The following is a 16,392-nucleotide window of genomic DNA, read 5'->3' as shown; positions in this document are numbered from 1 at the left end:
ATTGACGGCGTGGCACGACCTCTGACTCTGCGTGCGAAGGCGTCCGCTTTGCCCGCCGGAGACACCCCCTTGCGGCGATCACGATGAATGCGACACGGTGGCCAGGCGTACGTGAGACAGGCGCCTTATGGTTGAGCGGTCCTCATTTGGTCAGTTGCTGCGCTATCCCGGCTTCGTGCGCCTGTGGCTTGCGGACGGGCTGTCGACGTTCGGGACGTTCATTTTCGGTCTGTCGCTGCAACTGTTGCTGATCCACGCCCTCGACGCCGATCAGCTGGAGATCGGCTGGGTCCGGTCGGCGCAGTGGCTGCCCTCGCTGCTGTTCGGCCTGGCGGCGGGGGTGATCGTCGATCGGGTGCGGCGCAGGAAGCTGCTGATCGCCACCGATATTGCAAGTTGCCTTTTGCTGCTGGCGATCGCCGGGCTCGGCATCCTGGGGGCGCTCTCGCCACTGGGGCTGGCGGTGCTGGTGTTCCTGCTCGGCACCGCGGCGGTGCTGCAGGGCGGGGCGCATCAGTCGTTCACCGCCGACCTGTTGCCGCCGAACCTCCTGGCCTCGGGGAGCGTGGTCATGACCCAGACCTACACCGCCGCGCAGACGCTGGGGCCCTTGCTCGCCGGCCTGCTGGCGGGGGTGGTCGGGGCCCCGGTCACCATGCTGATCAACGCTTTCACCTACGCCGCCTCGGCAGTGCTGCTCGCCGGCGTTCCGGATCCGCAGCCATCCGAGCAGCGGGCGCCAGCTTCGGTCGGCGCCGATCTCAGGGAGGGGATTGCCTGGGTCTACCGGCACCCCTTCCTCGCACCCTACGCGCTTTGCCTCCATGCCTGGTTCATCGCCAATGCGATCGCCGGCACGGTCTACATCTTCCATGCGACCAAGCTCGGGCTCGATGCCGGCGCCGTCGGATTGACCCTGGGAGTGGCGGGGTTGGCCGGCATGCTGGGGGCCGGATTGGCGGAGTGGGCGGCGAGGGTGCTCGGGACTGGCAAGGCCATCCTCTTCTGCGATTACCTGACCGGGGCGGGGTGGCTGCTGGTGGCGGCAGCGCCACAATCGGGGCTCGCGCTCTATGCGCTCATCGCGGCGCAGCTCGTTTACGGCGTCGGCTTCGGCTTGCGCGGCCCGCTCGAGATGAGTTTCCGCAACGCCGTGACGCCCTCGCGGTTGCGGGGGCGAATGAACACCACCATCCGTTCGATCAACTGGGGCCTCATCGCACTGGCCGCCCCGTTCGGCGGCTGGTTGGCCCTGCAGTTCGGCGACCGCACGGCGCTGGCCATTGCCGGAGCGACGATGCTGGGGACCGGGACGGTGCTGCTGTTCTCCCGTTTTCGCGGCGCTTCGATGCCGACCGACGCGTCGGCCTAGCGCTGCGGTGAGGCGGGCTTCATCGGCCCACGAGCACGGCCGGCCGCTATGCCGCACGGCGTTTGAAGCGGTAGCGCAGGCGCCGCAGGAACTGGTTGACGCCCACATAGGTCTCCAGTCGCCGCAACTGGCCGACATCGCCGGCGTTCTCGGCGAGCAGCTTGCGGTCCGGCTCGCCGAAAGCCGGGTGCTCGTCAAACGCGAGGAGCGCCGAGAACGCCGCGAGCGCCCTGCCATAGCTGAACTTGAGACTCGCATCGTTGAAAATGCCCTGGAAGAGTGGCGCGCCGGAGGTGTTCTGGCCGTGGATGCAGTAACAGTAGGATAGCGGGTCATCCATCAGCGCCAACGAGCGCGCCTGGAGCATTGCCTCGACCAGCGCCGTATCTTCACCCCGGGCAGCATCCGGATAGCGGGGCAGCACGTTCTTGAAGGCGATCATCGAGCCCTCCCAGACGCGCGTATTCGACAGTCTCAGCAGCCTCTCGTGGGGCGACCACAGGCATAGTTGCCGCAGGAAGACGGCATCGGCCCTGGCCTGCAGCAGCGCCCCGACGCCACGCTCAAGGCGATGGACACCATAGATATCGTCATCGTCCCACACGCAGACGATCTCGCCCCGCGCCTGATCTACGCTGACGTTTCTGAGCAGTCCGAGCGACAGTTGCCGGTCAGCGGGGACGAGACGCACATCGGCTCCGCTCTGCTCGACGAGATGCTGCAGCGCGGCAGTCGTCGTGCCGCAGACGACGATCAGCTCTTTGTTACGATAAGTCTGCCTCCTGAAATAGCCGATCGAGGCGCGGACCCGGGCAACATCGCCCCGCGTTACCATAAGGCATGAAACCAGCGGCCCCGTCGTGCTGCCCGTGGTGGCAATCAGGCGGTCGGGCGTGACTCGACTCGAGGTCCCCCTGAGGCTCCGGTCGTAGATGTATGCCTGTTGGTTGATCATCGAAGGCGAGGCGTCCGGGCGGTACTATTGTGCCAGATGTGGACCAGCAGTCGCTGATTCTGTCCACGATGCTGGGGTGCAAATGTCCGGGGGCGTCGGGCCGCTTACCGCGACATCCGTTACTGGACGATACATCCAATGCGGCTTGCCTCAGCTTGCGCCGCGGTCCACCGGCGTCAGGTAGGGCAGCCGCGCCGCCTCCGGCATCGGGCCGAGCCGGGCGATCATCTCGATATTGGGGTGCATCGAGCGGTGGAGATGCGTCTCCAGCATGCGGCAGGCGCTGTCGAGATCGCCGTCGAGCAGCAGGTCGTAGATGTTCCGGTGCTCCTCCAGCATGGTGGAGATTTCGGTGCCGGTGCGGTGGCTGCGGAAGGTGGCGTGCGTGGCGATCAGCAGCAGCTGGCTGCGCTGCACCGCCTGCAGCAGCTGCCGGTTATTGCAGCGTGCTACGGTGTCGATGTGCAGGTCCTGCTCGATCCCCTCGAGCTCCATGATGCCGCGATCGCCACCCTGCGCCCGCATCACCCGGTCGCGGCGGGCGGTCAGCTCCGCCTCGGTGAATTTCGGAAACGCCTGGCGCAGCGCTACCGGCTCGAGGATCCAGCGCATCTCGTAATGCTCGCGGATCGATTCGGCGGTCAGCGGCCCGGCATACCAGCGCTGGTTGGCCTCCTGGACGATAATGCCGGTGCGGGCCAGCCGGGTCAGCACTTCGTGCGCGATGGTCCGGCTGACCCCGTAATGCTCGGCCAGCGCCGATTCGTTCAGCATGAACCGGCCATAGGCGAGGCTGGCGGCTACGGCGTGCTCGACCTCGGGATAAATCTTCAGCCCGATATTGCGCGGCGAGCCGTCGGCCTCCAGCGCCGCGGGCAGCACCAGGCCCGCTTCGCTGAGCTCGAGCCGCAGCGGTTTTGGCGCCGTCTCGCCGCCGCGGGCAATGAAGCCGCGTCCGGCAAAACTGCCGATCAGCCCTTCGTCGCTCAGCCGCTTCAGCGCGGCGGCGGCCGGGATGCGGCTCGCCTTGAAGGCCCGCGCCACATTGGCCTCGCCGAGCACCAGCCCGGCCGGAAACGCCCCCGCTTCGAGGTGCTCACGGAGCACCGTATAGATGGTCTGGTACAGCGGCGCTTCGGGCTTGGGCGACATCGGGCGTCGTTCTACCATTTGGGTGCCCCTCTGTCAGTCGGCGCTGAAGATCGCATATTTCCGGCAACTGCTTGCGATATCCATAAGTCGCCGATCCCCGCCCACCATCGCGCTTTGGGCAGCGCGCTGCATTGCTTCGCGCGCACCATTCTATCGTGACGCACTCTGCATGCAATATGCATTGACTCTCGTCGCAGCGATTTGCAAGAGTGTTGCCGTCGCTGGAGGAAGCGACGAGGGAGGCGGCCGCCTTGCCGGCCGTGACATGGCGTTCCCCCGGACGCCGGAGGAGAGTTTCGATGAAGTTCGCACGTTTGGTGCTGGCCTCGGCCGGCCTCGCTACCCTTTTGTCCGGCGCTGGCCTTTATGCTGGCGGCGCCTTGGCGCAGGAGACGGTGATCGGCGGCATGATCTTCCAGCAGGATCAGTTCTTCCGCGGCATCCAGCTCGGCATGGAGCAGAGCGCCAAGGATGGCGGCGCGACGCTGTTGCAGGGCAATTCCGAGAACAAGCTCGAAAAGGAAGCCGAGCTGGTCGACACCTTCATCGCCCGCGGCGCCAAGGCGATCGTCCTCGCCCCGCTCAATGGCGATGCCTCGATCCCGGCGCTGGAGCGCGCCCGTGACGCCGGCGTCAAAGTGGTGCTCTACGGCACCTCGATCAATTCCGATTTCCAGGTCGCCGATATCGGCACCAGCCAGCTCGATATCGGCCGCTTCACCGGCGAGGCGGCGGCCCGCTTCATCACCGAGACTTTCGGCGGCAAGGCCAAGGTGGCGCTGCTCGGCTTCCGCTCGCAGCTGCAGCAGATGAGTGACGACCGCACCAATGGCTTCCTCGAAAAGGCCAAGGCCGGCGCCGAACTCGACATCGTCGCGACGCAGGATGCCTGGCTCGCCGAGAATGCCGTGACCGTCGCCACCGACATCCTCACCGCCAATCCCGGGCTGCAGGTGATCTATGCCGCCAACGAAGGCGGCACCGTCGGCGCCGTGCAGGCGGTGCGCGCTGCGGGCCTCCAGGGCAAGGTGTTCGTGTTCGGCACCGATGGCTCGGAGCAGCTGGCCGGGTTCCTGCTCGATGAAGACAATGTGCTGATCGCCACCACGGCGCAGCAGCCCTTCGAGATGGGCAAGAAAGCCACCGACGTGGCGCTCGCCGCCGCCAAGGGCGAGGCCACCGAAAAGGCCTACGACATCCCGCCGCTGGCGCTTTCCCGCTACGACCTCGAGGCGGTCAAAGCCTATGCGGCGAGCGTGAAGCAGTAAGACGTCGCCGCCGGTGCTTCGGCGCCGGCGGCTCTTTTCGGGAGCTTCAGATGCGCGGCGCCATCGAATTCCGCGACGTCAGCAAGGCCTATGACGGCACGCTGGCGCTGTCGCATTTCTCGCATGCCTTTGCGCCCGGCCGCGTGCATGCTCTGATGGGGCGCAACGGTTCCGGCAAATCCACCGCCATCAAAATCCTCGCCGGCGCGGTGCAGCCGACCTCCGGCACGATGTCGGTGAATGGCCACGAGGTGAGCTTTGCAACACCCTCTGAAGCCTTTGCCGCCGGCATCGTCACCGTGCACCAGGAGCTGTCACTGGTGCCCTCGCTGTCGGTGGGCGAGAACATCTTTCTGGGTCGGCTGCCCAAGCGTGGCCGCTTCGTCGATTGGGCCGAGCTGCACAAGCGGGCGGCGGCGCTGCTCACCGAAATGGAGCTCGAGATCGAACCGCGCCGGCTGGTCGAGACCCTGAGCCTCGGCCAGCAGCAGATGGTCGAAATCGTCAAGGCGATGAGCTTTGCCCCATCGGTGCTGATCCTCGATGAGCCGACCTCGGCGCTGGCGGCGCGCGAGGTCCAGCACCTGTTCGATCTGGTGCGCCGGCTCAAGGCGCGCGGCGTGACGGTGATCTACATCACCCACCGGATGAACGAGCTGTTCGAGCTGGCCGATACCTGCACCGTGGTCCGCGACGGCCACTATGTCGGCACCATCGAGATATCAGATGCGACGCCAGCCAAGATCGTCGAGATGATGTTCGGCGACGTGGCGAAAGCCTCGCGCCCCGCCCGCCGGGCGGTCAATCGCGCGGCGCCGGTCCTTTCGGTTCGTCACCTCAGCCGGGCCCCGGCTTTCACCGACATCTCGTTCGAGCTCTATCCCGGCGAAGTGCTGGGGATGGCCGGCCTGCTCGGCGCCGGTCGCACCGAGGTGCTGCGCGCCATCTTCGGCGCCGATCCGCTCGAGGGTGGCGAGATCAGCTTTGCCGGCCAGCGTGTCGAGCGGCCGACCCCTAAGCGCATGAAGGCGCTGGGGCTCGGCTATACCCCCGAAAACCGCAAGGAAGTCGGGCTGGTGCAGATGACCGCCATCCACGACAACCTGATCCTCGCCAGCCTCGATCGCATTGCCCGCGCCGGTTTCACCAATCGCGCCCGCGAAACCCCGTCGGTCACCCGCCAGATCCGCAATCTCGGCATCAAGGTGGCCGATCCGCGGCTGCCGGTGTCGACCCTCTCGGGCGGCAACCAGCAGAAGGTGGTGATCGGCAACTGGCTCAACACTGCGCCCAGGGTAATGTTCTTCGATGAGCCGAGCCGCGGCGTCGATCTCCAGGCCAAGCAGCAGATCTTCGAGATCATGTGGGCTGAGGCCGACGCGGGCCTCTCTTCGATCTTTGTGTCCAGCGAACTCGAGGAACTGCTCGATGTCGCAGACCGCATCCTCGTGCTGAATCACGGTCGCCTCGTCGCCGAAGTGACGCCCGAGACCACCAACCTTACCGAACTCTACCAGCTCTGCATGGAGGGACATCCCTGATGAGCGCCGACGCCGAACGTACCACGCCGCGAGGCGGCCTCAGCCTCACCATGCTGCGCTACTTCGTCATGGAGCTGATCCTCGTCGCCCTGATCCTCGTGCTGGTCGTCGCCGCGCCGGGCTTTGCCAGCCTGCCAAACCTGCTCAATGTGCTGCGCGCCGTCTCGATGCTGGGGATCATCGCCTTCGGCATGACCGCGGTGATCATTGCCGGCGAGATCGATCTCTCGGTCGGCGCCGGTGCGGCGCTGGCCGGCTGCATCCTCGGCTGGACCTGCGGCGCTCTCACCGACAGCATCGGCCCCTGGCCGGCGGTCGCTATCGGCGCGCTGGCTGCCATCGCCGTCGGCATCGGCTGCGGGGTGTTCACCGGCAAGATGCGGCAATGGTTCAACGTGCCGAGCTTCATCACCACGCTGGCCATGCTGGCGGGGCTGCGCGGCATCGCCAACCTCATCTCGGGCGGCTTTCCGATCACCAGCTTTCCCAAGGGCTTCAACTTCTTCGGCGCCGGCAATGTCGGTGGCGCGCCGACCCCGGTGTTCTTCTTTCTGGCGGTGTTCGCTGCCATGCATGTGCTGATGAAATATACGAGCTTCGGCCGCGCCGTTTACGCCGTCGGCGGCAATGCCGAGGCCTCGCGTCTGTCAGGGATTGACGTCTACGGTACCAAGACTTTGGCCCTCGCCATTACCGGCGGCCTTACGGCGCTCAGCGGCATGCTGATCGCCAGCCAGATCGGCTCGGGCAACGGCACTGCTGCCACCGGCATGGAGCTCAACGTCATCGCGGCGGTGATCATCGGCGGCACCAGCCTCTTCGGTGGCAAGGGCCGTATCTGGGGCACCCTGCTGGGCGTGTTGTTCCTCGGCTGCATCAACAACGGCATGGTGCTGATGAACGTCTCCGAGTATTGGCGACTCGTCGTCTCCGGCGCCACCATCCTCGCCGCCGTGCTGCTCAACCAGGTGCTGGAGCGCGGCATCAAGCGCTGAGTGTCTGCCACCAGCGGCACCCAAGGTTCCGATGTCATCCTGGCGCAGGCCCATATGCGCCAGGTTACTGTTGTAGTTATGGTCGTGCCCACCCACCGGCTGTCATCCCAGCGAAAGCTGGGACCCATCTATCCGCTTGCGCTGTGGCGAGTTGGGTTCCTGCTTTCGCAGGGATGACACCGAGTTCGGGGCGCTGTTTGGTGGCAAGTTCGCCGAAGGGCCTGCATCAAAGCAGCGGCAATCCCCAGGAAGCACCTGTGACAGCCTAGGATGCCCTCAGCCGATACAACCCGGCGCCATGGCTCGGCAACGTCGCGACGAAGCTGCCGGCGTGCCGGCCGAGCGGCCGCCCCGTCCACAGGTCCGTTACCTCGGCGCTGTCGATGCCAAGTGGCGCAAGTTTGAAGCCGACCTCGCGCTCCGCCTTGCCGGTGTTGAACAGCGCCAGATAGGCATCGCCGTTCGTAGCCCGCGCCGTCCACACCCGGGTACCGTCCATGACGAAATGCGGCTGGTTGTCGGTGCTCGACTGGTTGACCGCCAGCACCTCGCGGTTGGTCAGCAACGCCAGGGTTGGGGCATCGAGGTGGCGCAGGTCGCCGCCCATGATCAGCGGCGAGCGGGCAATGGCCCAGAGCGTCATCACCGTCCGCTGCTCTGCGGGGGTGAAGCGCGTGTCGCGGTCGCCGAGCGCCAGCCGGCCGAGCGGCAGCATATCGGCATCCGGCCAGGCGCCGGGGCGGCGCCACGGGTTCCAGTTCTCCAGCCGCACGAACTGCGCCTCGAGCATCGCCCACTCGTCCCAGAAATCATCACTGATCCGCCACAGCTGCGCGTACTCGCGCACATGTTCGGCCCGGATCACCGGCGTCTCGCCCGGCGACAGCGATAGCACCATCGGCCGGCCGGTCTTCACGATGGCATCGTGCGCCGCCTCGATCTCGGCAGCGTGCGCATCGTAGGGACGGCTCATGTCGTCCATCTTGATGAAGTCGACGCCCCACTCGGCGTAGAGCGCAAATATGCTGTCATAATAGGCCTGCGCCCCGGGCTTCTGCATATCGACGCCGTACATGTCGGGGTTCCAGCTGCAGATGCTGGAGGTGTCGGCGATATCGGCGGCTCGCACCGTTGTGCCGAGGACGGGCAGGTTCTGCTCGACCGCCAGCCGCGGGATGCCGCGCATGATGTGGATGCCGAATTGCAGTCCCAGCCCATGCACCTGCCGCGCCAGCTCGGCGAAGCCAACCCCGTTGGCAGCCGAGGGGAAGCGGTTCAGCGCCGGCGTGACCCGCCCAAACCCGTCCATCGTCGGCACCGGCTTGGTGTTGTAGTTGTAGCTCCGGGCTTCCGGCTCGTACCACTGGATGTCGACGGTGAAGACGTTATAGCCGAAGGGCAGCAGCTTCTCGGCCATGATCGCTGCGGTCTCGAGCGCCTGCGCCTCGGTGATCGTGGTGGCAAAGCTGTTCCAGCTGTTCCAGCCCATCGGCGGGGTCGGGGCGAGAATGGTCATGGTTGGCGTCGATCCAGTTACTGAGACCGCGACGCCAACCCCCAGCCGGCTGCGACGTCAAGCGTCGCCACCGCCGACCGGGCGAACCCGAAAGCATTTGCCCGATTTCAGGAGCCCGCGCCTGCCAGCATCGCCTCGATCTCGGCTCGAACAGGCATCGACGGTGCGGTGCCGGGTTTCTGCACTGAGAGGCCGGCGGTGGCGCAGCCGAAGCGGATGGCATCGACCGGCGATTGGCCCTCGGCCAGCGCCACGGCGAAGCCGCCATTGAAGGCGTCGCCGGCGCCGGTGGTCTCGACCACCTTCTCCACCTTGAAGGCCGGCACCATGTGCGTGCCGGCTTCGCCATGGAGCAGTGCGCCCTTCTCGCCCAGGGTGATCAGCGCATTCTTCGCGCCGCGGCGGACGAACTCCCTGGCAGCGGCCAGCGCATCGGCTTCGGTCTCGACCCGCAATCCGGTCAGCGTTGCCGCCTCGGTTTCGTTCGGCGTGACATAGTCGCAGAGCGCGTAGATCGCGTCGTCCACCGGCAGCGCCGGGGCCGGGTTGAGGATGGTGATCACCCCGTGCTGGCGGGCCAGCGACAGCCCGGCGATCGCCGTTTCGACCGGTTGCTCGAACTGGGTGATCAGCACCTTGCTGCCGCGGATCACGCTCTCGGCCGCCGCCACGTCGGCCGGCGACAGCTTTGCCGCCGCGCCGCTCTCGACGATGATGGCGTTATTGCCGGTCTCGGTGGAAACGAAGATGAAGGCCGCGCCGGTGGGCAGCTGGTCGTCAATCGCCACCGCCGAAATGTCGATGCCGTCGGCCGCCCAGGCCTTCTGCGCCATGTCGCCAAAGGTGTCGCGGCCGATCCGGGTGATCATCCGCGCGTCGCCGCCGGCCCGCGCCGCGGCGATCGCCTGGTTCGAGCCCTTGCCGCCCGGCCCGTCCTTGAAACCCTGGCCGAGAATGGTCTCGCCCATCAGCGGCAGCCGCGGCGCCCGGAACGCCAGATCCGCCACGAAAATCCCGAGCACTGCAACAGGTGCGCGCATGATTCCTCCCTATCCAGTGCTGTGCCGCACCGTTGCCCAGAACTCGCTGGGATGACACCGAGGATGGGGAGAGCGCAATGCATCTCCTCCCACCTGATACTCATAACGGACCGCCCTAGCTGAGCTTGCCCGCCTTCAACGCCGCAAGGATCCAGTCGCGATAGGTCTGGTCCTTGTTCTCGATCTCGGGGGAAACCTTGCTGGCTTCGGTCATGAAGTAAAGGTAGTCCCGCCCCATCGCCTCGCCGCGGCCGGTATGCATGTCGACGGCGAAATCCGGAATCTCCGGCAGGCGTTCGCCGAAAGCCATGGCGTGCTTGGCCCAGTTGACCATGTCGTCGGTGGTGCGGTCCTTCTTGCCCGAGGCGAGCACGCGGATGGCGTGCGCCGCGAACAGAAACCGGTCATGCGTCGGCCGGTCGAAGCGCTGGTGGGTGCGATAGAGCGTATCGACCAGCACCGGCGCATCGAGGTTGCCGAAGCCGACATCTTCGACGGATATCACCGCCAGCCGATCCCACAGCTTCTGCTCGAGCTCGGGGCTGGTGAGGTACATCTCCCAGCCGAGCAGCACGGCATTCTCAGTGAGGCCGCGGCGGATGGATTTCTGCAGCGCCGAAATCACCTCGTCGGCGGGAAAGCCGTTTTCGGTGGTGGTGCGCTGCCACGGGTCGGGCGCCTGCTTGACCTTGGTCGCATCGGTCATTTGCCGCTCACCCAGTTGGCGATGTTGTTCCACAAGGGCGCATAGCCGGCCCAGTCGACGAAGGGCGGCGGGGCCCAGTGCGGCCCGCAATCGGAGGTGAACACGGCGGAGCGGCCTTTGCCGAACTCGGCCACCGCGATCAGCGGATCGCCGCCGACCCGCACCAGCACTTCGGCATCGGGCTTGGCCGCCACTTCGTTATAGCCGAGCAGCGCCGGCCACTCGCCCGCAATCCCCTTGGTGATCGGATGGCCGGGGTCGCCGACATGGGCGACGACGCCCTGCGGGTTCTCCCGGCGGTCGTCATGACGGGAAAGCGTCACCGGCAGCACCTCTTCGATCGCCGTGCCGGCATATTGCCCCTTGGCGTCGATGCCCTGGAAGGTCAGGTAGCCGCCGATCATCACGAGGCCCCCGCCATTGAGCACGTAGTCCTTGATGGCGGTCAGCCGGTTGGGCAGCGGTACCGAGCGCACGAACGTGTCGGGGTGGAGCAGCAGCGTGTTGGCGCCGATGTCCGACAGCATCACCACGTCATAGGCGGCGAGCGCCTCGGCGGTCTGCGGGAAATCGCGGGCGGCGAGGTGGTTGGGGAGGAACGTCACCTCCCAACCGCCGCCCTCGAGCGCCGCCTTCAGCCAGCGGACGCCCTCGTTGTATTCGGTGGTGGTGAAGCTGTCGAAACCCTTGGTGTGGATCGAATGGGTGACCCAGGATTCCCCGGCAATCAGTACGCGCTTGCTCACGCTGTAAAGTCCTTCTGAGTGGGTGCGCCGACCGACTGGCGCACAATGAGTTCGACCGGCAGCCGCGTCAGCAGCGGCGGCGCCTCGCCGTTGAGCAACGCCAGCAACGTCAAAAAGCCCTGGCGGCCGAGCTGCTCGACCGGCTGACGGATGGCGGTCAGCGGCGGCGTCAGCAGCGCGCCGAACGGCATGTCGTCGAAGCCGATCAGCGAGATGTCGTCGGGGACGCTCACCCCGGCCTCCTTGAGCCCCATCACGGCGCCGATGGCGAGGTAATCGGAAGAGGCAAAAATAGCGGTCGGCGGCAGCGGCAGCTCGAGGAACTTTCGCGTCGCGGCGCGCGCCAGTTCCGGTGCGAAGCTGCCCATCGCGACATATTCCGGCCGCACCGCGATGCCGGCCTCGTTCATCGCCAGCAGAAACCCCTCGCGCCGCTCGGTCACCGTCAACAGGCCATGCGGGCCGCCGAGATAGGCGATGCGCCGGTGGCCGGCTTCGATCAGGTGGCGGGTCGCCGTATGCGCCCCCTCGGTGTTCTCGACGAACAGCCGCGGCACGCTGACGCCCGGGATGTCCTCGTCGACGATGACGACGTTCTTCCGCTTGCCGATCAGGTTGGCGAGCGTCCCATCATCGGGGGTGTTGGTCATCATCACCAGGCCATCGATATGGCGGTCGTGCAGCCGCTCCAGCGAGGCGATCTCGCGGTCGCGGTCCGAGCGGGTCGAGCTCATGAACACGGTGTAGCCGTGCCGGTCCGCCTCGTCCTCGAAGGCTGAGGCGAGCTCGGCGAAGAACGGCTCACGGATTTCCGGCGTCACCAGGCCGACCGCCTCGGTCTTGCCGGTGGAGAGGCGTTTGGCGAGGAGGTTCGGCCGGTAGTCGAGCTTGGCGATCGCCGCATCGATCCGCCCCGCCGTCGAGGGCGGCAACTCGATACGATTGTTCAAGTACCGGGACACCGTTGTCGGCGACACCCCGGCATCCTGCGCCACATCATGGATTGTTGCCATTGCACCCCCACTCGCACAGGTAAGCTAGATCGATGCAAACGCTTTAGTAAAGCGGTTTCGTAACCGGATTCCCTGCGTTTGTTGTCCTCTGCCATCTCCGCTTTCGCCGAAGGACGGTGTGATCGCCTCCCTCCCCCCGCGGCGCTACGCGTCCGCTAGGAGGGGAGGGATTGAGGGAGGGGGTGGGGCGGTGATCACCGATGGACCCCCACCCCCACCCCCACCCCTCCCCTCAAGGGGGAGGGGAGCTCGCGGCCGGTGGACGCCGGACTACCAAACCACCGGATGCACCTCGCCGGTCGAGACGTTGACGAAGCCGTCCGGCGCCAGCGGCGAGGGCGCCACCAGCACCCAGGTCCAGGGCGCGCAGGTGAGCGTCGCGAACATCAGCCGTTCCGGAAAGCCCGGGTTCCAGCGCGGCCGGAAGGTCGGCTCGTACATCCAGTCGACCGCTTCTGCGGCGCGGTAGAGAGCCTGCATGTCGGCGTCGAGCTCTGCTGCCGGGCGCTTACTCATCAGCCCGCCGATCTCGAACCGCACCGTTGCCGTGACCTTGCCCTTGTGCACCAGCGCCCAGCCGCCCTGTGTCTCCCGCAGCGTGTTGACCGCCAGCGCCATGGCGGCGTCCGATGAACCACAGGTCCAGATATTGTGTTTGTCGTGCGCCACCGAGCAGGCGACGGCGGTGTCCGGATCGCGGGGGCCGCAGCCGCGCCAGAACATCTTCGCCACTTTCCCCTCACCGGAGAAGCGATCGACGATGGCGAACTTGGTGAGGTTCTCGCTTTCGAGCCGCTGCACCTCGCCGTCCACGACCGGCAGCTCCATGGTGTAGAACTCCGGATGCCAGTGGAACGGTCGGATCACCGCCGACTGCATGGTCTTCCGCCCCGGCGCCGCCTTGATGGCAAAGTCCCCGGCGGTGATCTCGCGCTGGATATTGATGGTTCGCGTTGCCCATTCCGGCCAGGCGATATCCGGCACCTTGCCGATGAACTTCGTGCCTTCCGAAATCTGCGCCCCATCGGCCCAGACCTTGGCGATCTTCAGCGACGAGACATCGCCGAGCAGCACCATGTCGGCGAACCGCCCAGGCGAGATCGAGCCGACCCAGGGCGTGAGTCGCATGTGCCGCGCCGGGTTGATCGTCGCGCACTGGATGGCGATCTCGGCCGGCAGGCCCGCGGCGATGGCGGTGCGGATATTGTGGTCGGTGGCGCCGGTCTCGAGCGTCAGCGTGGCGCTGCGGTCGTCGGTGGCGAAGGCGACCTGGCTCCAGTCGACCAGTCCCTTCTGCAGCAGCCCGGTGACGATCTCGGTCATCGAGTGGATGCGGATCTCGATGAACAGGCCGTGCCTGAGCTTGTCCCAGGCCTCGTCGGCCGTCATCATCTCATGGTCGGAGGCGAGGCCGGCCGCGGCGAAGGCGTTGATTTCGCCGAGCGTGCGGAGGCCCGCGCCGTGGCCTTCGACCACGCCACGCGCCGCGAAAGTCGCCTCGATCATCCCCCATAGCCGTTGGTGCGAGGGGTTTTCCGGGTTCCACACCGCCGGCCAGTCCATCACCTCGTCGAGCCCGGTGACCATCGGGCTGGCGGCCATAAACTTTGCCTGCTCGTCATGGCCGAAATACCCACCGCCCCACTCGTACGCTGTGGGCGGCACGGCCGAGCCGGGCTGCGGGAAAACCTTCAGCGGCGAGCCCGCTTGCCGCGCCGTCAGCCAGAATTCGAGGTTGTGCGGGCCATCGACATTGGAGAATTCGTGGCTCGCCTCGCAGGTCCAGGTATTGCCGCGCGGCATCACCAAGGCCGCTTCCCATTCCGGCGTCAGGTGCGAGCTCTCGATATGCTTGTGCACCTCGCCGAAGCCGGGCACTGCGGCGAGCTTCGGCTCGTGGAAACGCTCCTTGACCTGCCCCTGGTACTCGCCCGTCGGCCCGACCCAGGCGATGCGCTTGCCGCGCATGACGATCTCCTGGTCGTGCATCCAGGTGCGCGAATGGACGTCGAGGAGCTTGCCGACCCGCACCGAGCGGTCGGCCGGGCGCTTGCCCAACGCCACCAGCAGCAGGTCCTGCCGGATTTTGACTTCGTCGGCGGCGGTGATGAGGAGGTCGTCGGGGAGGGAGGTCATAGAGATATCCTATTGATAGAGACGGCCCCCTCCCATCCTCCCTCATGAAGGGGGAGGTGCCCCGCCAGCGTGTTTGGCACGATCGAGCCGCAGCCTCGACTCTTCACCTCCCCCTTCATGGCGGACTTCGAGCCGTCCCGTAGGGCAAATCGCTCCAGTGGAGCGATTTGAGGCGAGAAGGCCATGAGAGCCATGCTCGAATGGCGAGGGAGGGGGCCGTCTGCTTCAGTTGGGCTCAAATTCCGTACTTCTTCTTCCAGATCCCGATCAATCGCAGCGACTCCGCCGCGATCCCCGCGATCAGCTCTTCACCCTTCTGCGCCGTAGCCGGTCGCGGGTCGCCGAAGACGCCCGATCTGTTGAAGGCCGAGAGTTTCATCGGCTCGGCGCCGAACAGCTCCGGGAACTCTGGATATTCCGGTGCGGCGCGCTCCATGCGCACGGTCTCGGGCGCCAGCGCCAGCATCATCGAGGTCTCCACCTCGTCGGCGTGGTAAAAGCCCGGCCCGGCCGGCTCGCTCTCCATCAGCTCGGCGGCCAGCGCTTCGAGCCTGGGATAGTCGAGATGCAGCACCGGAAAACCCGCTTCGCTCAACGCCCGCGCCGCGAGATTGATCGGTTCGCGGTTGCCGAAATGCCCGTTGACGGTGATCAGCCCTTTCACCCCCATGCGCTGCAGTCCGCGGCCGATATCGGTGATCGTGGCGCGCAGCGTTTCGGGCGACAGCGACAGCGTTCCGGCCCAGTCTTCCGCCGTCCAGGCATCGCCATAGGCGATGGCCGGTAGCAGCAGCCCGCCAAAACCCTCGGCGATGCGCTGGGCGACGCCGCTCGCCAGCACCGTGTCGGTGAGGAGCGGCAGGTGCGCGCCATGCTGCTCCACTGCGCCCACCGGCAGCACGGCGATCAGCCCCCGGGCAATGGCGGCGGAGACGTCTTCCCAACTGGCGCTTTGAGTATCGAGCATCAAGCCCACCCTACGATTGACAACGGCGCACGAGGAGCAAGCTTGCCGAAGAGCTCCGTCACACCAAGCGCATAGTCGACATTGCCACCGAGGCGTGTCCCCAGCGCCGCCTCGGCGATGTCGGATGCCTCGTAGCCGTGGGCGATAAGGTTGATGATCGCCGCCTGCAAGGGGCCCATGGTCGGATTGAACGCAACGCTCTCCACCGAGAAGCCCGAGATAATTTGCCCGTCATTGAGCGCCAGCACCACGGCGCCCGGGCATTTGCTGTAGGGCGCATGGGCGCGGCGGCCGGCATCGAGCAGCCGGTCGGCGATGGTCGTGGGCCAGTCATTGGCGGTGAGGTTGAGCGTCGCGTCGTAGGCGCCGGCGATGGCGCCGCGCTCGCCCAGATAGTCCGGGTCGAACGGCCACGGATAGAGCTGCGCCATGCTCAGCCGATGCCCGAGCGGGTCGATCAGTGTCAGCTCGCGGCTGCCGGCAAACTCCGAAATGTACTGCCGGCAATGGGCGCAGGGATGCGCTTCCCCGATGGCGATGGTTTCGACCGTGGTGCCGCGCGAGGCGGCGCGGGTGAACACGAACCCCTCGCCGTGGATGGTGAAGCCCAGATGCGTGCCGGGGAATTCGACATTGCCGCCCAGGATCAGGTTGCCGGTTTCGCGTTCCAGCCCCACTGCACCGACGAAGAAGTTTGAAATCGGCGGCCTTGCGATCCCCCGTGCCGGGGCCAGCGCCAGAAGCATCAACTCCTCGACGCTGCCGAGCCCGAAGCTTTGGCGCAGTATCGTCACTTCGGCGGCGAGCACGATGCTGCCCAGATTATCTTCCGGTCGGCGGGCTTTTGCTGCCACCAGCCTCGTGATTTCTGCGCTGAGCCTGTCGCCGATTTCAGCACTCTGGCGGTCAAATCGGGCGGCGATGTCGGGGTCCGCCTGGAACGGATTGAGGCTCACTTCAGGTGCCTGTGTCCTGCCGCGATTGC

14 protein-coding genes are annotated in these 16,392 nt (G+C 66.4%); 4 read left to right on the top strand and 10 right to left on the bottom strand.

Annotation, left to right across the window (positions count from 1 at the left end; translation table 11 throughout):
• Positions 1-127: 127 nt before the first annotated feature.
• Positions 128-1,372 (top strand): MFS transporter, encoded by a 1,245-nt coding sequence (locus ACSQ23_RS05635; RefSeq protein WP_436090005.1) that lies wholly within the window; start codon positions 128-130, stop codon positions 1,370-1,372.
• A gap of 46 nt (positions 1,373-1,418) precedes the next feature.
• Here ACSQ23_RS05635 and ACSQ23_RS05630 read toward each other — a convergent pair whose 3' ends face one another.
• Positions 1,419-2,327 (bottom strand): glycosyltransferase family 2 protein, encoded by a 909-nt coding sequence (locus ACSQ23_RS05630; protein WP_436090004.1) that lies wholly within the window; start codon positions 2,325-2,327, stop codon positions 1,419-1,421.
• Positions 2,328-2,477: 150 nt separating this feature from the next.
• Positions 2,478-3,497, bottom strand: a complete 1,020-nt coding sequence (locus ACSQ23_RS05625) for a GntR family transcriptional regulator (protein WP_436090003.1) — start codon at positions 3,495-3,497, stop codon at positions 2,478-2,480.
• A gap of 281 nt (positions 3,498-3,778) precedes the next feature.
• Between ACSQ23_RS05625 and ACSQ23_RS05620 the strand changes: the two genes are divergently transcribed.
• From ACSQ23_RS05620 to ACSQ23_RS05610, 3 genes are read left to right on the top strand one after another with little or no spacing between them, the layout of a single operon-like run.
• A complete protein-coding gene (locus tag ACSQ23_RS05620; protein ID WP_436090002.1) occupies positions 3,779-4,747 on the top strand; it encodes a substrate-binding domain-containing protein in 969 nt (322 codons plus the stop codon).
• A 50-nt stretch (positions 4,748-4,797) separates the two neighbouring features.
• On the top strand, positions 4,798-6,288 hold the full coding sequence (locus ACSQ23_RS05615) for a sugar ABC transporter ATP-binding protein (protein ID WP_436090001.1): 1,491 nt from the start codon (positions 4,798-4,800) through the stop codon (positions 6,286-6,288).
• On the top strand, positions 6,288-7,283 hold the full coding sequence (locus tag ACSQ23_RS05610; protein ID WP_436090000.1) for an ABC transporter permease: 996 nt from the start codon (positions 6,288-6,290) through the stop codon (positions 7,281-7,283). Before ACSQ23_RS05615 ends, ACSQ23_RS05610 begins: the two co-directional genes overlap by 1 nt.
• A 265-nt stretch (positions 7,284-7,548) precedes the next feature.
• On the opposite strand, the gene ACSQ23_RS05605 is transcribed toward ACSQ23_RS05610, so the two are convergent.
• The 8 genes from ACSQ23_RS05605 to ACSQ23_RS05570 form a co-directional block, all read right to left on the bottom strand.
• A complete protein-coding gene (locus ACSQ23_RS05605; protein ID WP_436089999.1) occupies positions 7,549-8,799 on the bottom strand; it encodes a glycoside hydrolase family 27 protein in 1,251 nt (416 codons plus the stop codon).
• A gap of 107 nt (positions 8,800-8,906) precedes the next feature.
• Positions 8,907-9,839: a ribokinase gene (gene rbsK / locus ACSQ23_RS05600; protein ID WP_436089998.1), complete on the bottom strand. Its 933-nt coding sequence runs from the start codon at positions 9,837-9,839 to the stop codon at positions 8,907-8,909.
• Between the two features lie 115 nt (positions 9,840-9,954).
• Complete coding sequence (locus ACSQ23_RS05595; RefSeq protein WP_436089997.1) at positions 9,955-10,545, bottom strand: AAA family ATPase; 591 nt, start codon at positions 10,543-10,545, stop codon at positions 9,955-9,957.
• Positions 10,542-11,291, bottom strand: coding sequence for a glutamine amidotransferase (locus tag ACSQ23_RS05590; protein ID WP_436089996.1), 750 nt, complete (start codon positions 11,289-11,291; stop codon positions 10,542-10,544). The genes ACSQ23_RS05595 and ACSQ23_RS05590 overlap by 4 nt, the downstream gene beginning before the upstream one ends.
• Positions 11,288-12,304 (bottom strand): LacI family DNA-binding transcriptional regulator, encoded by a 1,017-nt coding sequence (locus ACSQ23_RS05585; RefSeq protein WP_082527818.1) that lies wholly within the window; start codon positions 12,302-12,304, stop codon positions 11,288-11,290. The genes ACSQ23_RS05590 and ACSQ23_RS05585 overlap by 4 nt, the downstream gene beginning before the upstream one ends.
• Positions 12,305-12,574: 270 nt before the next feature.
• The gene (locus ACSQ23_RS05580) at positions 12,575-14,440 is read right to left on the bottom strand and encodes an adenine deaminase (protein ID WP_436089995.1); all 1,866 of its coding nucleotides are present in this window, start codon (positions 14,438-14,440) and stop codon (positions 12,575-12,577) included.
• A gap of 235 nt (positions 14,441-14,675) precedes the next feature.
• Positions 14,676-15,407, bottom strand: a complete 732-nt coding sequence (locus tag ACSQ23_RS05575) for a creatininase family protein (protein ID WP_055873747.1) — start codon at positions 15,405-15,407, stop codon at positions 14,676-14,678.
• Positions 15,407-16,363, bottom strand: a complete 957-nt coding sequence (locus ACSQ23_RS05570; RefSeq protein WP_436089994.1) for a hypothetical protein — start codon at positions 16,361-16,363, stop codon at positions 15,407-15,409. The genes ACSQ23_RS05575 and ACSQ23_RS05570 overlap by 1 nt, the downstream gene beginning before the upstream one ends.
• Positions 16,364-16,392 lie beyond the last annotated feature (29 nt).

Source organism: Devosia sp. LjRoot16 (assembly GCF_964252795.1).
Taxonomy (GTDB): Bacteria; Pseudomonadota; Alphaproteobacteria; order Rhizobiales; family Devosiaceae; genus Devosia_A.
This window is presented reverse-complemented; position numbering and strand designations above follow the sequence as displayed.

What these genes read in the sequence shown, in the direction of transcription:
- ACSQ23_RS05635 (WP_436090005.1), top strand. Translation starts at nt 128, where the DNA reads ATGGTTGAGCGGTCCTCATTTGGTCAGTTGCTGCGCTATCCCGGCTTC.
- ACSQ23_RS05630 (WP_436090004.1), bottom strand. Translation starts at nt 2,327, where the DNA reads ATGATCAACCAACAGGCATACATCTACGACCGGAGCCTCAGGGGGACC.
- ACSQ23_RS05625 (WP_436090003.1), bottom strand. Translation starts at nt 3,497, where the DNA reads ATGGTAGAACGACGCCCGATGTCGCCCAAGCCCGAAGCGCCGCTGTAC.
- ACSQ23_RS05620 (WP_436090002.1), top strand. Translation starts at nt 3,779, where the DNA reads ATGAAGTTCGCACGTTTGGTGCTGGCCTCGGCCGGCCTCGCTACCCTT.
- ACSQ23_RS05615 (WP_436090001.1), top strand. Translation starts at nt 4,798, where the DNA reads ATGCGCGGCGCCATCGAATTCCGCGACGTCAGCAAGGCCTATGACGGC.
- ACSQ23_RS05610 (WP_436090000.1), top strand. Translation starts at nt 6,288, where the DNA reads ATGAGCGCCGACGCCGAACGTACCACGCCGCGAGGCGGCCTCAGCCTC.
- ACSQ23_RS05605 (WP_436089999.1), bottom strand. Translation starts at nt 8,799, where the DNA reads ATGACCATTCTCGCCCCGACCCCGCCGATGGGCTGGAACAGCTGGAAC.
- rbsK (WP_436089998.1), bottom strand. Translation starts at nt 9,839, where the DNA reads ATGCGCGCACCTGTTGCAGTGCTCGGGATTTTCGTGGCGGATCTGGCG.
- ACSQ23_RS05595 (WP_436089997.1), bottom strand. Translation starts at nt 10,545, where the DNA reads ATGACCGATGCGACCAAGGTCAAGCAGGCGCCCGACCCGTGGCAGCGC.
- ACSQ23_RS05585 (WP_082527818.1), bottom strand. Translation starts at nt 12,304, where the DNA reads ATGGCAACAATCCATGATGTGGCGCAGGATGCCGGGGTGTCGCCGACA.
- ACSQ23_RS05580 (WP_436089995.1), bottom strand. Translation starts at nt 14,440, where the DNA reads ATGACCTCCCTCCCCGACGACCTCCTCATCACCGCCGCCGACGAAGTC.
- ACSQ23_RS05575 (WP_055873747.1), bottom strand. Translation starts at nt 15,407, where the DNA reads ATGCTCGATACTCAAAGCGCCAGTTGGGAAGACGTCTCCGCCGCCATT.